General features: G+C 63.5%; 11 protein-coding genes and 1 pseudogene. 7 read left to right on the top strand and 5 right to left on the bottom strand.

Features of this window, described 5'->3' with window-relative positions; genetic code table 11:
• Window positions 1-289 (top strand): annotated as a pseudogene (locus ACTHN9_RS03270) (23S rRNA pseudouridylate synthase B); the annotation flags it as partial.
• A 145-nt stretch (window positions 290-434) separates the two neighbouring features.
• Here ACTHN9_RS03270 and ACTHN9_RS03265 read toward each other — a convergent pair.
• Complete coding sequence (locus ACTHN9_RS03265; RefSeq protein WP_440535317.1) at window positions 435-674, bottom strand: hypothetical protein; 240 nt, start codon at window positions 672-674, stop codon at window positions 435-437.
• On the opposite strand from ACTHN9_RS03265, the gene rimP reads away from it, so the two are divergent.
• The 5 genes from rimP to truB all read left to right on the top strand — a co-directional run bounded on the left by rimP (window position 634) and on the right by truB (window position 7,055).
• Window positions 634-1,092: a ribosome maturation factor RimP gene (gene rimP, locus ACTHN9_RS03260; RefSeq protein WP_440535316.1), complete on the top strand. Its 459-nt coding sequence runs from the start codon at window positions 634-636 to the stop codon at window positions 1,090-1,092. The genes ACTHN9_RS03265 and rimP overlap by 41 nt on opposite strands.
• Complete coding sequence (nusA, locus tag ACTHN9_RS03255) at window positions 1,089-2,564, top strand: transcription termination factor NusA (protein WP_440535315.1); 1,476 nt, start codon at window positions 1,089-1,091, stop codon at window positions 2,562-2,564. The genes rimP and nusA overlap by 4 nt, the downstream gene beginning before the upstream one ends.
• 95 nt (window positions 2,565-2,659) lie before the next feature.
• Complete coding sequence (gene infB / locus ACTHN9_RS03250) at window positions 2,660-5,560, top strand: translation initiation factor IF-2 (RefSeq protein WP_440535314.1); 2,901 nt, start codon at window positions 2,660-2,662, stop codon at window positions 5,558-5,560.
• Between the two features lie 87 nt (window positions 5,561-5,647).
• Window positions 5,648-6,016: a 30S ribosome-binding factor RbfA gene (gene rbfA / locus ACTHN9_RS03245; protein WP_115535193.1), complete on the top strand. Its 369-nt coding sequence runs from the start codon at window positions 5,648-5,650 to the stop codon at window positions 6,014-6,016.
• A gap of 67 nt (window positions 6,017-6,083) precedes the next feature.
• The gene (gene truB / locus ACTHN9_RS03240) at window positions 6,084-7,055 is read left to right on the top strand and encodes a tRNA pseudouridine(55) synthase TruB (protein ID WP_440535313.1); all 972 of its coding nucleotides are present in this window, start codon (window positions 6,084-6,086) and stop codon (window positions 7,053-7,055) included.
• Between the two features lie 112 nt (window positions 7,056-7,167).
• On the opposite strand, the gene ACTHN9_RS03235 is transcribed toward truB, so the two are convergent.
• The 4 genes from ACTHN9_RS03235 to ACTHN9_RS03220 form a co-directional block, all read right to left on the bottom strand.
• Window positions 7,168-8,727 carry a DHA2 family efflux MFS transporter permease subunit gene (locus tag ACTHN9_RS03235; RefSeq protein WP_440535312.1) on the bottom strand — a complete coding sequence of 520 codons (1,560 nt, stop codon included), beginning with the start codon at window positions 8,725-8,727 and terminating at the stop codon, window positions 7,168-7,170.
• Window positions 8,728-8,814: 87 nt separating this feature from the next.
• On the bottom strand, window positions 8,815-10,074 hold the full coding sequence (locus ACTHN9_RS03230) for an HlyD family secretion protein (protein WP_440535311.1): 1,260 nt from the start codon (window positions 10,072-10,074) through the stop codon (window positions 8,815-8,817).
• Window positions 10,075-10,170: 96 nt separating this feature from the next.
• Window positions 10,171-11,670 (bottom strand): efflux transporter outer membrane subunit, encoded by a 1,500-nt coding sequence (locus ACTHN9_RS03225; RefSeq protein WP_440535310.1) that lies wholly within the window; start codon window positions 11,668-11,670, stop codon window positions 10,171-10,173.
• A 117-nt stretch (window positions 11,671-11,787) separates the two neighbouring features.
• Window positions 11,788-12,267, bottom strand: coding sequence for a MarR family winged helix-turn-helix transcriptional regulator (locus tag ACTHN9_RS03220; RefSeq protein ID WP_440535309.1), 480 nt, complete (start codon window positions 12,265-12,267; stop codon window positions 11,788-11,790).
• A gap of 417 nt (window positions 12,268-12,684) precedes the next feature.
• On the opposite strand from ACTHN9_RS03220, the gene typA reads away from it, so the two are divergent.
• Complete coding sequence (typA, locus tag ACTHN9_RS03215) at window positions 12,685-14,511, top strand: translational GTPase TypA (protein WP_440535308.1); 1,827 nt, start codon at window positions 12,685-12,687, stop codon at window positions 14,509-14,511.
• The last annotated feature ends 415 nt before the right edge of the window (window positions 14,512-14,926 follow it).

Raw genomic sequence — 14,926 nt, 5'->3', positions numbered from 1 at the left:
CGGCGGCTATGGCAACCGCGGCCGGAGCGGCGCCGGCGGTGGTGCGGGCGGCGGTGCCGGCGGCGGCCAAAAGGGCCGGCCTGGCCGCGACGTCGACGGCAACCGAGCGCCCTCGGCTACCGGCGGCAAGCGCGCGTTCGGTGGCGGCAATGCGAACGGCAACGCGAACGGCAATCGTGCGCCCGGCGGTAACCGGACGGGCGGTGGCAACCGGACGGGCGGCGGCAACCGCGGCAGCGGCGGCGGCGGGCAAGGACCCGCGCCGCGCGGTCGTTCGCGCGGTCGCTAACGGGAGGGGCCTCGCGCGGCGTGCCGCCCGTGTGCGGCTCGGCCCTTCGTCCGAGTCCGCGCGGACGCTTCGCCGCGTACGCGGCCCCAGCGCCGGCGCTTTCACGCAGGCGCTGCTTTGCAACACGCCGTGAAAAATGCTAAACTTACAAAGTCGCTGGGCGTGCGGCTTTGTTGCGCGGCTCAGGTGCGACCACCGGTAAGAAGATGATGGGCGTTTCGCCCATTTTTTTTTGGCGGTAACGGTTCGGCATCTCGGCCAGCAGCACCATTTCGCGCGCCGGCATGGCGTGGCGCGCGGCCCCGTGGGTGAAACGCGCGAGCGCGAACACCTTAGAGGGCAATGTGCAACTGACGGAACTGATAGAAACCACGGTCTCGAGCATGGGCTACGAGCTCGTGGACCTCGAGCGCACCGGGCGCGGCATGCTGTGTATTTATATCGACCAGCCCGCCGGCATCGCGATCGAGGATTGCGAAAAAGTCACGCGTCAGCTCCAGCACGTTCTGACTGTTGAGAACATCGACTACGAACGGCTCGAAGTATCGTCGCCGGGGCTCGATCGTCCGCTCAAGAAATTGGCGGACTTCTCGCGCTTCGCCGGCAGCGAGGCGGTCGTGACTTTGAAAAAGCCGTTGGACGGGCGCAAGACGTACCGGGGCATCCTGCATGCGCCGAACGGCGAAACGATCGGTTTGGAATTTGTTGGGAAGGAAGGCGCCGCGATGCTCGATTTCACGCTCGCGGACATGGACCGCGCACGCCTGGTCCCGCACGTAGACTTTAGGAGCCGGAAACAATGAGTCGCGAAGTACTGATGCTGGTCGATGCGCTGGCCCGCGAAAAGAACGTCAATAAAGATGTGGTGTTCGCTGCACTCGAAGCGGCTCTTGCTTCGGCCACCAAGAAGCTGTTCGAAGAAGACGTGGACATTCGCGTGCATATCGATCGGGAATCGGGCGAACACGAAACGTACCGCCGCTGGCGCGTCGTGCCGGACGAAGCCGGCCTGCAAGAGCCGGATCAAGAAATTCTGCTGTTCGAAGCGCGCGAGCAAGAGCCCGAGATCGAAATCGACCAATACATCGAAGAGCCGATTCCGTCGATCGAATTCGGCCGCATCGGTGCGCAGGCCGCCAAGCAAGTCATCTTGCAAAAGGTGCGCGATGCCGAGCGCGAGCAGATCCTGAACGATTTTCTCGAGCGCGGCGAAAAGATCATGACCGGCACGGTCAAGCGTCTGGACAAGGGTAACTTCATCGTCGAATCGGGTCGTGTCGAGGCGCTGCTGCGTCGCGATCAGCTGATTCCGAAGGAAAACCTGCGCGTGGGCGATCGCGTGCGTGCTTATATCGGCAAGGTCGATCGCACGGCGCGCGGCCCGCAGATCGAACTCTCGCGCACGGCGCCCGAGTTCCTCATGAAGCTGTTCGAAATGGAAGTGCCCGAGATCGAACAAGGTCTGCTCGAAATCAAGGCGGCGGCGCGCGATCCCGGTGTGCGCGCGAAAATCGGCGTGGTGGCCTACGACAAGCGCATCGATCCGATCGGTACCTGCGTGGGCATTCGCGGTTCGCGCGTGCAAGCAGTCCGCAACGAACTCGGCGGCGAAAACGTCGACATCGTGCTATGGTCCGAAGACCCTGCCCAGTTCGTGATCGGCGCGCTTGCGCCGGCCGCGGTCCAGTCGATCGTCGTCGATGAAGAAAAGCATTCGATGGATGTCGTCGTCGACGAAAGCGAGCTGGCCGTCGCTATCGGCCGCAGCGGTCAGAACGTGCGTCTCGCCAGCGAATTGACGGGCTGGCAGATCAATATCATGACGCCCGACGAGTCGGCGCAGAAGCAGAACCAAGAACGCGGCGTGTTGCGCGACTTGTTCATGGCGCGGCTCGACGTCGACGAGGAAGTGGCCGACATCCTCATCGACGAAGGCTTCACGAGCCTCGAAGAGATCGCCTACGTGCCGCTCAACGAGATGCTCGAAATCGAGGCGTTCGACGAAGACACCGTTCACGAGCTGCGCAATCGCTCGCGCGACGCGCTGCTCACGATGGCGATCGCGAACGAGGAAAAGGTCGAGGGCGTTGCGCTCGATCTGAAGAGCCTCGACGGAATGGATGCCGACCTGCTGGCGAAGCTCGCCGAGCATCAGATTCAAACGCGCGACGAACTGGCCGAGCTAGCCGTCGACGAATTGGTCGATATGACCGGAATGGAAGAGGAAGCCGCGAAGGCGTTGATCATGAAAGCACGTGAACACTGGTTCCAGTGAGTGAATGACCATGGCGCACTGATACGACCGCGATCGCTAGATCGCATGACCCGATGTTAACCGCAAGGAATCGGTCCTTGCATTAAGAGGAATGAATGGCGAGTAACAACGTAGCCCAATTTGCCGCTGAACTGAAAATGCCAGCCGGGGTGCTGCTCGAGCAGCTTCAGGCGGCGGGTGTCCAGAAAGCGAGCGAGGACGATGCTTTGTCCGAAGCGGACAAGGCGCGTCTGCTCGATCATTTGCGTAAGTCGCACGGCTCGGCCGATACCGACAAGCGCAAGATCACGCTGACTCGACGGCACACGTCGGAGATCAAGCAATCCGACGCGACGGGCAAGGCTCGCACCATTCAGGTCGAAGTGCGCAAGAAACGTGTATTCGTGAAACGAGACGAAGCGGGCGAAGGCGTGGCCGACGCCGGGCACGCTCCCGAGGCCGAGGACGACAGCGCCGAGTTGCAGCGCCGCGAGGAAGAAGCGCGCCGCGAAGCGGAGTTGCTCGAGCAGCAAGCACAGGAATTGCGCGAGCGCCAGGAACGGCTCGAGCGCGAGGAAGCCGAGCGCCAAGCGCGCGAAAGCGCGGCGGAAGCCGAGCGCCGGCGTGCCGAGGAAGAGGCGGCGAAGAAGCACGCCGAGGCCGCGGCGCAACAGCATGCCGAGGCAGCCGCCCGCGAGCAGGAAGAGCGCCAGGCCGTCGAGGACGAGCGTGCCGCCGCCGAACGCGCGGCGCAGCGCGAAGCGGCCAAGAAGGCCGAGGATGCGGCACGCGAAGCCGCCGAGAAGACGCGCGCCGAGCAGGAAGAAATTCGCAAGCGCCGTGAAAAGGCCGAGGCCGAAGCACGCGCGATCCGCGAGATGATGAACACGCCGCGCAAGGCGCAGGTGAAGGCGCCGGAACCGGCGCCGGCGCCGAAGGCGGCCGAGCCCGCCAAGGCGGCCGAAGCGAAGGGCACGCTGCACAAGCCCGTGCGCCCGGCCGGCGAATCGCCGCGTCCGGCTGCGCGCAAGCCGGCGGCCGGCGCGGCTGCGCCTTCCACCACGCAACCTGCTTCGGCGCCCGGTGCGGCCGATAAGAAGAAGCAAGGCGGCAAGGGCGGCTGGCAAGACGACGCCGCGAAGCGTCGCGGGATCAAGACGCGTGGCGATTCGAGCGGCGGCGTCGATCGCGGCTGGCGCGGCGGCCCGAAGGGGCGCGGCAAGCATCAGGATGCCACGTCGTTCCAAGCGCCGACCGAACCGATCGTGCGCGAAGTGCACGTGCCCGAAACGATCACGGTGGCCGACCTCGCCCACAAGATGTCGGTGAAGGCTTCGGAAGTCATCAAGGTGATGATGAAGCTCGGCCAGATGGTCACGATCAATCAGATGCTCGATCAGGAAACGGCGATGATCATCGTCGAAGAACTCGGCCATCGTGCGGTCGCGGCCAAGCTCGACGATCCGGAAGCGCTGCTCGTCGAAGGCGAAGCCTCCGATGCCGAGCAACTGCCGCGTCCGCCGGTCGTGACGGTCATGGGCCACGTCGACCACGGCAAGACATCGCTGCTCGACTACATCCGTCGCGCGAAAGTGGCGGCGGGCGAAGCGGGCGGCATTACGCAGCACATCGGCGCATACCACGTCGAAACGCCGCGCGGCGTCATCACGTTCCTCGATACGCCGGGTCACGAAGCGTTTACGGCGATGCGTGCGCGCGGTGCGAAGGCCACCGACATCGTGATTCTCGTGGTGGCGGCCGACGACGGCGTGATGCCGCAGACGAAGGAAGCGATTGCCCACGCGAAGGCGGGTGGCGTGCCCATCGTCGTAGCGATCAACAAGATCGACAAGCCCGAGGCGAACCCCGACCGCGTCAAGCAGGAATTGGTGGCCGAAAGCGTCGTGCCGGAAGAGTACGGTGGCGATTCGCCGTTCGTGCCTGTGTCGGCGAAGACGGGCGCGGGCATCGACGATCTGCTCGAGAACGTCCTGCTGCAAGCCGAAGTGCTCGAATTGACGGCGCCGGTGGCGGCACCCGCGAAGGGTCTCGTCATCGAAGCGAAGCTCGATAAGGGTAAGGGCCCGGTGGCAACGATTCTGGTGCAGTCGGGTACGCTTTCGCGCGGCGACGTCGTGCTGGCCGGCAGCGCCTATGGCCGCGTGCGCGCCATGCTCGACGAAACGGGCAAGGCCACGAAGGAAGCCGGTCCGTCGATTCCGGTCGAGATTCAAGGTTTGTCGGAAGTGCCAGCTGCAGGCGAGGAAGTCATCGTCTTGCCGGACGAGCGCAAGGCGCGCGAAATCGCGCTGTTCCGTCAGGGCAAGTTCCGCGACGTCAAGCTGGCGAAGCAGCAAGCCGCCAAGCTCGAAAGCATGCTCGAGCAGATGGGCGAGGGCGAAGTGCAGACGCTGCCGCTCATCGTCAAGGCCGACGTGCAAGGTTCGCAAGAAGCGCTGGTGCAGTCGCTGCAGAAGCTGTCGACCGACGAAGTGCGCGTACAGATCGTGCACGGCGCCGTCGGTGGCATCAGCGAGTCGGATGTCAACCTGGCGACGGCATCGAAGGCGGTCATCATCGGCTTCAACACGCGTGCGGATGCTCAGGCGCGCAAGCTTGCCGAAACGAACGGCATCGATATTCGCTACTACAACATCATCTATGACGCTGTGGATGAGGTGAAAGCGGCAATGTCGGGCATGCTCGCGCCGGAGAAGCGCGAGGTCGTCACGGGCATGGTCGAAGTGCGCCAGGTTTTCAAGGTGCCGAAGATCGGCGCGGTGGCGGGCTGTATGGTCACGGACGGCGTGGTCAAGCGTTCGTCGTCGGTGCGCGTGCTGCGCAACAACGTCGTCATCTTCACGGGCGAACTCGATTCGCTCAAGCGCTTCAAGGACGACGTGAAGGAAGTGAAGCAAGGCTTCGAGTGCGGCATGTCGATCAAGAACTTCAACGATATCGTCGAAGGCGATCAGTTCGAGGTGTTCGAAGTCACGGAAGTCGCGCGTACGCTCTGATCGCAGGCGCGCGGCTCGGGGCGGAGCAGGCGGCAAGCCTCCTCCGCCCCGTTGTTTTTTGCGCCCAAAGCGCTAGGCGGGTTCATCATGTCGAAGAAACGTACCTCTCCCAACCGTAACGTCCAGATCGCCGATCAAATTCAGCGCGATCTGTCCGAACTTATCGCACGCGAAGTGAAAGACCCGCGCATCGGGCTCGTGACGATCCAAAGCGTCGAACTCACGCCCGATTATGCGCATGCGAAGGTCTACTTCACGACGCTGACCGGCGATCCGCAGGCCACGCAAGTGGCGCTCAATCATGCAGCCGGGCATTTGCACAATCTGCTGTTTAAGCGTTTGCACATTCACACGGTGCCCACGCTGCATTTCCACTATGACAAAACGATCGAGAAGGCGGTGGAAATGTCGCGCTTGATCGACGAAGCGAACGCCACGCGCGCGAAAGACGATTGAACGCATCCCGGCGGCGCGGCGCGCATTGCTGCGCCCGCGTTCGCTTTCGCGCATTCCAAGCTATCCGATGAAACAACCTCAACGTCCGCGCATACCGCGACGCGCACTCGACGGTGTCCTGTTGCTCGACAAGGGCATCGGGCTGTCGAGCAACGATGCGCTGATTCGCGCCAAGCGCCTGTTCCTGGCTCAGAAGGCGGGCCATACGGGAACGCTCGATCCGCTCGCGTCGGGTTTGCTGCCGCTGTGTTTCGGCGAGGCCACGAAGTTCTCGCAGGATTTGCTCGACGCCGACAAGACCTACGAAGCGACAATGCGTCTTGGCATTCGGACGAGCACGGGCGATGCGGAAGGGGAAGTGCTTGAAACGCGTCCCGTCGAAGTGGACTCTGCCCGGATCGAAGCGGCGCTTGTGCGTTTTCGTGGGCCGATTTCGCAAGTGCCGCCGATGTATTCGGCGCTCAAGCGCGACGGCAAACCGCTCTACGAATATGCGCGGGCTGGGCAGGTCGTCGAACGCGCGGCACGCGAGGTCACGATTCATGCGCTCGATTTGCTCGGTGCTGTACTGCCCGATGTGACGTTTCGCGTCACGTGCAGTAAGGGTACGTATGTGCGGACGCTGGCCGAGGATATCGGTGCGGCGCTGGGGTGCGGGGCGCATCTGGTCGCCTTGCGGCGGACGGGCGTCGGTGCGCTGACGCTGGATCACGCTGTCACGCTCGACGCGCTCGAACAGATGGAAAGCGGGGCGCGCGATGCGTGCTTGCGGCCTGTCGACGCATTGCTATCGACGTTTCCGAGCGTGTCGCTGGGCCCGATCGAGGCGAAGCGCTTTCTCCAAGGTCAGCGATTGCGCTTGGCCGATTTGCCGCCGGAGCGTACCGCGCCGCTAGCGCCCCAAGCGCCCGGTGCGGATACGCGTGTGCGCGTCTATCGCGGCGAGGACGGTGCGTTGCTTGGCGTGGCCCGAGCGGAGCACGGTGTGCTCGCCCCGGAGCGTTTGATCGTGACGGCGGCGACGTCGGCCCAAACCTAGATCGAGATACGGCTGGCTCGATCGCTGCGCGCAATCGACGTGCGGCAGACCAACGAAAACGCCCGGCATGCCGGGCGTCTCTCTAGGTGCATCGCGGTTGCGGGCGCTTCGGTCAATGCGCCGCCGAAGCCGCCGCGCTCGAATCCCCGCCGCCCGCCCGCTCCGGCTTCGTGATCCAAATCAGCGCAATGAGCACGATGAAAATGACCGACGAAATATAGAACAGGTCATTGACGCCGAGCTGCGCCGCTTGCTGCGTCACGAGCCGATCGAACAGGCTGTAGCCTTGCGAAGTATCAAGCCCCATCGACCCGAGCTGCGTCATCGATTGCCCGAAGGTCGGATCGAATGTGCTCGCACGCTCGGTCAACTGCGCATGGTGAAAGCTCGTGCGGTGATCCCAAGCCGTCGTGAAGATCGACGTGCCGATGCCGCCGCACATGATCCGCACGAAGTTCGACAACCCCGATGCCGCCGCGATCCGCTGCCCCGGCAGCCCCGATAACGTAATCGACACGAGTGGGATAAAGAACCCGGCCATGGCGATGCCTTGGATGAGCGTCGGCATCGCGAGCGACCACGTATCCACACCGGTGGTGTAGCGCGAGCGCATCCAGAAGCACAGCGCGAATACGACGAATGCCGCCGTGGCGATTTTGCGCGGATCCGTGCGCGGCAAGAATTTGCCGGTGACGGGCGAGAGGGCAATCGCAAACAGGCCGACCGGTGCCATCACCAGACCCGCATCGGTGGCGGTATAGCCGATATCGGTTTGCAGCCACAGCGGCAACAGCACGAGATTGCCGAAGTACAACCCATAGCCGATCGAGAGCGCAATCGTGCCGCCCGTGAAATTGCGCTTCTTGAACAGCGACAAATCGACGACGGGATGCTCGGCCGTCAATTCCCAAACGACGAAGAACGCAAACCCGATCAAGGCGGTGAGCCCGAGCACGACAACGGTCGTCGAAGAAAACCAATCCAAATCCTTGCCCTTGTCGAGCATGACTTGCAGCGAGCCGACCCAGATCACGAGCAGCCCGAGTCCGACCGTATCGATCGGCGCCTTCTTGATGGCCGAATCGCGTGTGCGGAAGATGGCCCACGTGGCGATCGCGGCCACGATGCCGACGGGAATGTTGACGTAAAAGATCCAGGGCCACGAGATGTTGTCCGAGATCCAGCCGCCGAGAATCGGCCCCGCCACTGGGGCAATCAGCGTCGTCATCGACCACATCGACAGCGCGAGCGGGGCCTTCGCGCGCGGATAGCTCGCGAGCAGCAGCGTTTGCGACAGCGGGATCATCGGGCCGGCCACGGCCCCTTGGATCACGCGCGACATCAGCAAGAACGGCAGCGAGGGCGCGAGACCGCACATCCACGACGAGATCACGAACAGCACAATCGACGCCAAGAACAGCCGCACCTGTCCGAGCCGTTCGGTGAGCCAGCCCGTCAGCGGGACGGAGATCGCGTTGGCGACGGCGAACGAGGTGATGACCCAGGTGCCTTGATCGGAGGAGACCCCGAGGTCGCCCGAGATGGTCGGGATCGACACGTTCGCAATCGACGTGTCGAGCACGTTCATGAACACGGCGAGCGAGACGGCGATCGTGCCGACGACGAGCGCTGCGCCGGTAAGCGGCGGGTGAGGGGCTTGGGGCTGAGCCATGGTTCAGGTGATCTCGAGTCCTGCGTGGTTTCGTGAATACGCGTGCGTCTTGGTCTTGGTCTTGGCCTTGCCGACGTCAAGCTCGCATCAGCCGCGAGCGCCGTTGTTCGCGACCTTGGAGGGTTGGCCACGCACGGTGTGCGCTTCGGTGCTCGATTGCTTTTGCTGCGCGAGCCCGGCATTCGATCCCGCGTTTTCGGCGATGATGCGCGCGATCTCGGCGTTGGCTTCGTCGCCGTACTTGTCGAACACGTTCGTCTGGTAGACGGTGTTCTGCGCGTTGCCGAGCTGGTTGCCCGAATCGTTCTTGATGTCGACATCGACTTGCATCGACAGGCCGATGCGCAAGGGATGCGCGCGCAGCTCGGCCGGGTCCAGTGCAACGCGCACCGGCAGACGCTGCACGACCTTGATCCAGTTGCCCGTCGCGTTTTGCGCGGGCAGCAGCGAGAACGCGGAACCGGTCCCGGCCGAGAAGCCGACGACCTTGCCGTGATAGACGACGGACGAGCCGTAGATATCGGCTGTCAGCTCCACCGGTTGGCCGATGCGCATGTGCGTGAGCTGCACTTCCTTGAAGTTCGCGTCGACCCACACCGATTCCAGCGGCACGATCGCCATCAACGGCGTACCCGGCGAGACACGTTGGCCGACCTGCACCGTGCGCTTCGCGACGTAGCCGGTCACGGGCGCCGGCAAGACGTTGCGCGCGTTGTTCAAATACGCGTCGCGCACCTTGGCGGCAGCGGCGAGCACGTTCGGGTGCGTGGCGATGGTGGTGTTCGACGTCAACGCGCGGTTAGAGGCGAGTTGCTGCTGAGCGGCGTCGAGCGCGGCTTGCGCGGCCTTGACCGTATCGCGCGCATGCGAGATTTCCTCCTGCGAGACCGCGCCCGTTGCTGCGACCGTCAGGCGCCGGCGCAAATCGTCTTGCGCGCGCGAAAGATCGGCTTCGCGTTGCGCAATCTGCGCTTGGTACTGATCGTTGTTGACGAATAGGCCTCGCACTTGCCGCACCGTTTGCGCGAGGTTGGCCTCGGCCTGTTGCAACGCGACGCGCGCATCCGCACCGTCGAGGACGACGAGCGAGTCGCCGGCCTTGACCGTTTGCGTATCGTCGGCGTTCACGGCGATGACGGTGCCCGTGACTTGAGGCGTGATCTGCACGACATTGCCGTTCACGTAGGCGTCGTCGGTATCCTCGTGAAAGCGCGCATCGAGGAAGTAGTACAAGCCGTATGCGACGGCCGCGACGACGATGACGCCGACGAGCAGTGCCATCAAGCGCTTGCGCTTGTTATTGTTCTGCGACTGCACGCTCGCGGCGGTTTGTTGAGTGTCGCTCATGGAAATGCTCTCCGTTTCTCGAGTCGAGGTCGTCTCGAAGCTCTATCGTTGAATCTTGCTGGGTTGATCGATTGATGGAACGTTGCGCCATGCCGGTCAGCCGGCCGACGGCGTCGCCGCAAGCGCACCCGACGCCGGCACGGCCACGCCCGCGCTCTGCGCATCGAAGCCGCCGCCGAGCGCGCGAATCAGCGCGAATTGCAGATCGCGACGCTTCATCTTCAGGTTCGTGACGGTCTGCTCGGCCGCCAGCCGATTGCTATCGGCCGTGAGCACTTGCAGTTGCGGCGACAGGCCCGCCTTGTAGCGAATGACGGCCAAGCGGTATGCCTCGGTCGATGCGTCGAGCGCGCGCTGGGCGTCGCCCATTTCGGTGTCGATCGCGCGGATCGAGGCGACCTGCGTGGCCACGTCCGACATCGCGTTGATCAATGCCTGGTTGTAGTTCGCCACGTCGAGTTCGAAGTCGGCGTAACGGCCCTTGAGCTGAGCGCGCAGCGCGCCCGCGTCGAAGATCGGGATGTGGATCGCCGGCCCCGCCTGCATCTGCCGGCTCGCGGCCAACAAGAAGTGGCTCCATCCGAATGCGTCGAGCCCGATGCCTGCCGCCAGGTTGATGTCGGGGAAGAACTCGGCTTTCGCTTCCTTGACGTTGGCCAGCGCGGCTTGAACTTGCCAGCGCGCCGCGACGATATCGGGGCGCCGCGAAACGAGATCGGCCGGCAGATTCGACGGCAACGTCACAGCAGCGCCGGGCACGAGCACGGGGTCGGCGATCGCGAGCCCCCGATCGGGCCCTTTGCCCAGCAGCGCGGCCAACTGAAAGCGCACCGATTTGATCTGGCCGTCGAGGTCGGACAAATTGGCTTGGCTCGTGGCGACATTGCCGCGCGCCGTTTCTTTTTCGACATTCGTGTCGAGGCCCGCCGCCACCCGGCCGTTCGCGATCTTGCCGACTTCCTGGCGGTTGCGAATCTCGCGCGCCGCGATGTCGCGCAGGGCGTAGAGCTGAGCGAGCTGGTTGTAGGTGCGCGCAACCGACGACGCCAGCGTCACGCGCGCTTCCTGCATATCGGCCTCGGCCGCTTTTTCCTGGGAGAGCGATGCATTCACGCGCGCGCGGTTCTTGCCCCAAAGATCGAGGTCCCACGAGGCGCTGGCGAGCGCATTATGTTCCGTGACCCAATTGCCGCCGAACGGGGGCGGGTACAGGGCGTTCGCGGAAAACCGTTCGCGCGTGATCGAGTAGCTGCCTTCCACTTTCGGCAGCAGGCCGGCACGGGCACTTTCGATGTACGACTGTGCCTTCGCAATGCGCGCCTGGGCTTGCGCGATCGACGGATTGCCTTGCAGGGCTTCGTCGATGAGCTTGGGCAGTTGCGGATCGCCGAACTGGGCCGCCCAGTCGAGCGACGGCCACTGGCCGCCCTCGTTCGGCAGGCTTTGCGCCGATTCGAGGCTGCTTGCCGAGGCGATTTGCTTGTCGCTCTTGATCCCCGCGTAATTGGCGCATCCGGTCATGACGAGCACCGCAACGGCGCCTGCGATGGCGCCCCGAACCGTTCGAACGCGAGATGTGGCAGGCAAGGAGTTCATCGCACGGCCTTTCGATGTCAATGTAATCATGGACTTTGCAACTTATTTTTTACGATTGAAGGGCGAAACTCGTTGCCGTGTCAGCCAACTTGCGCCAACCGGAACGTGCCCGCGCCGCTAGTCGGCAGCCGGGTCGCCGGTATTGGCGAGAATCCGCCGAAGCATGCTCTTCAAGAACCCCACTTCCTCGGGCGTGAACCCTGCGAGGGCCTTGTCGACGACACCGCCGAATATGCTCGGCATCCGCGCGGCGAGTTCGCGTCCTTCATCGGTGACCGCCAGATGAACGGCGCGGCGATCCTCGGAACTGCGCACTCGCGACAGCAGATTACGCTTTTCCAGCCGATCGATCAGCCGAGTGACCGCGCTGGCGTCGATCCCGTAGTCGCGCGCCAGCTCCGCCGCCAGCGAACAGCGGCCGCTCGCGATCATGAACAGCATGCTGGCCTGGGTGCTCGTGATGCCCAGTTCGCCGAGCGTGCGCTGAGTGACGAGATTCGACAGGCTCGACTTCGCCCGTGCGATCAGGTAGCCCACGCTTTCGTCCAACTGGTAGTTGCACACCTCGGGCGGCAGCGACGAGGGCGGTTTGGTCATGGCGATTTCCGTGCGATTGCAATAGTTGACTAGGCATGATTATAGGCGCGGTTACCTAGCCCGGCAAGCATCGGTCGGTCAGCCTGCCGTTGTAATTAAGCAAATTCTTAATGCGAATCGCTATTATGACGGGTTCCGCGCGACCTTGCTCGCGACGGCGCACGGGGCGAAATGCGCCTGGCGGGCAGGGACGGGCGCATAGGGGGCATCAACGGCGGCCCATAAACGGGCGCATAAACGGGCCCATAAACGGGCGCATAAACAACAGATGCCGGCGGATCTTCGCTCGATCGGCCGCTGTGCGACGGGCAGTCGTCACAACCGCGTGGTAGAATTTCAAGTTACCCAGAAAGTGCGCGCACCCGTTTTTGGCATTCGTCGCATCCTGTTTCGCGCACGCAACCGCCCCTTATTCCTATGACTCGCGCTATACGCAACATCGCCATCATTGCCCACGTCGACCACGGCAAGACCACGCTCGTCGACCAACTGCTTCGCCAGTCGGGCACGTTCCGAGAAAACCAGCAGATCGCGGAACGCGTGATGGACTCGAACGACATCGAGAAAGAGCGTGGCATTACGATCTTGGCGAAGAACTGCGCGGTCGAATACGAGGGCACGCACATCAACATCGTCGACACGCCGGGCCACGCCGATTTCGGCGGCGAGGTGGAGCGCGTGCTCTCGATGGTCGATTCGGTGCTGTTGCTCGTCGATGCCGTCGAAGGCCCGATGCCGCAAACGCGCTTCGTCACGAAAAAGGCGCTCGCGCTCGGCCTGAAGCCGATCGTGGTCGTCAACAAGATCGACCGCCCGGGCGCTCGGATCGACTGGGTCATCAATCAGACGTTCGATCTGTTCGACAAGCTCGGTGCCACCGAAGAGCAGCTCGATTTCCCGATCGTCTACGCTTCGGGCTTGAACGGCTATGCGTCGCTCGATGCCGGTGCGCGCGAAGGCGACATGCGTCCCCTGTTCGAGGCGATCCTCCAGCACGTGCCTGTGCGCGATGCCGATCCGGACGGTCCGCTGCAATTGCAGATCACGTCGCTCGATTACTCGACCTATGTCGGCCGTATCGGCGTGGGCCGCGTTGCGCGCGGCCGCATCAAGCCGGGTCAGCCCGTTGCGCTGCGCTTCGGCCCGGAAGGCGAAGTCTTCAATCGCAAGATCAACCAAGTGCTCTCGTTCCATGGGCTCGATCGCGTGCAGGTTGACGAAGCGCAAGCCGGCGACATCGTCCTCATCAACGGGATCGATGATATCGGCATCGGCGCGACGATCTGTTCGCCCGAGAAGCCCGAAGCGCTGCCGATGATCACGGTGGACGAGCCGACGCTGACGATGAACTTCCTCGTGAATTCGTCGCCGCTGGCGGGCAAGGAAGGCAAATTCGTCACGAGCCGTCAGATCCGCGATCGGTTGACGCGCGAGCTGAACCATAACGTGGCGCTGCGCGTGCGCGATACGGGCGACGAAACGGTGTTCGAAGTGTCGGGCCGCGGCGAGTTGCACCTCACGATCCTGATCGAAAACATGCGCCGCGAAGGGTACGAACTCGCGGTGTCGCGTCCGCGCGTCGTGCTGCACGAAATCGACGGCGTAAAGCACGAGCCGTACGAGCAGTTGACGGTCGATGTCGAAGACGGCCACCAAGGCGGCGTCATGGAAGAGCTGGGCCGGCGCAAGGGCGAACTGCTCGACATGGCGTCCGACGGCCGCGGCCGCACGCGCCTCGAATACAAGATTCCGGCGCGCGGCCTGATCGGCTTTCAGGGCGAATTCATGACGCTCACGCGCGGCACAGGCCTCATGAGCCACGTGTTCGACGAATACGCGCCGGTGAAGGAAGGTACGCTCGGCGAGCGTCGCAACGGCGTGCTGATCTCGCAAGACGACGGCGCCGCCGTGGCCTATGCACTGTGGAAGCTGCAAGATCGCGGCCGCATGTTCGTGAAGCCGGGCGATGCGTTGTACGAAGGGATGATCATCGGTATCCACAGCCGCGACAACGATCTCGTGGTGAATCCGATCAAGGGCAAGCAGCTCACCAACGTGCGCGCATCGGGTACCGACGAAGCGGTTCGCCTCGTGCCGCCGATCCAAATGTCGCTCGAATACGCCGTGGAATTCATCGACGACGACGAACTCGTCGAAGTCACGCCGCAGTCGATCCGCCTGCGCAAGCGCCATCTGAAGGAACATGAGCGCCGCCGCGCGAGCCGCGAAGGGGCGGTCGATTAATCTGCGCGACTAACGTGCACAACTAAGGTGCGCAACTAAGATCGAAGTACGCGGGTTTGCCGCAAAGCCCCTCGTCCGGTACGGCTGGACGGGGGGCTTTTTATTTAGGCCGTTCCATCGCGGTGCGGTATGCCGGCGTCGCATGCGAAATCGGGGCGAGGGCAGGGACGATGCGGGGCACTCGAACGACGGCAACGTTCCCGGGCGGGCTTCTACGTCGCGTTGGGGCGTGCGCAAAACGCACGCGCAGGCATTCCGACCAATCTCAAATATCCGTTCTGTGATATGCTGCGCGATGCTGCTAGTTTTAGGTCCTTCCAAGCAAGACTTGATTCGCGCAATCCGCTAAACGGTCAGGCCGTGTCGCGGAAGGTTGAGTAACCCGCTATTTCTCGAGAAGCTCGAAGAAAGGTGA

The organism is Trinickia sp. (assembly GCF_051953405.1).
Classification (GTDB): domain Bacteria; phylum Pseudomonadota; class Gammaproteobacteria; order Burkholderiales; family Burkholderiaceae; genus Trinickia.
This window is presented reverse-complemented; position numbering and strand designations above follow the sequence as displayed.

Coding starts and splice junctions, on each gene's coding strand:
- truB (WP_440535313.1), top strand. CDS start 6,084: ATGAAACAACCTCAACGTCCGCGCATACCGCGACGCGCACTCGACGGT.
- rbfA (WP_115535193.1), top strand. CDS start 5,648: ATGTCGAAGAAACGTACCTCTCCCAACCGTAACGTCCAGATCGCCGAT.
- nusA (WP_440535315.1), top strand. CDS start 1,089: ATGAGTCGCGAAGTACTGATGCTGGTCGATGCGCTGGCCCGCGAAAAG.
- ACTHN9_RS03265 (WP_440535317.1), bottom strand. CDS start 674: ATGCTCGAGACCGTGGTTTCTATCAGTTCCGTCAGTTGCACATTGCCC.
- ACTHN9_RS03220 (WP_440535309.1), bottom strand. CDS start 12,267: ATGACCAAACCGCCCTCGTCGCTGCCGCCCGAGGTGTGCAACTACCAG.
- typA (WP_440535308.1), top strand. CDS start 12,685: ATGACTCGCGCTATACGCAACATCGCCATCATTGCCCACGTCGACCAC.
- ACTHN9_RS03230 (WP_440535311.1), bottom strand. CDS start 10,074: ATGAGCGACACTCAACAAACCGCCGCGAGCGTGCAGTCGCAGAACAAT.
- ACTHN9_RS03235 (WP_440535312.1), bottom strand. CDS start 8,727: ATGGCTCAGCCCCAAGCCCCTCACCCGCCGCTTACCGGCGCAGCGCTC.
- infB (WP_440535314.1), top strand. CDS start 2,660: ATGGCGAGTAACAACGTAGCCCAATTTGCCGCTGAACTGAAAATGCCA.
- ACTHN9_RS03225 (WP_440535310.1), bottom strand. CDS start 11,670: ATGAACTCCTTGCCTGCCACATCTCGCGTTCGAACGGTTCGGGGCGCC.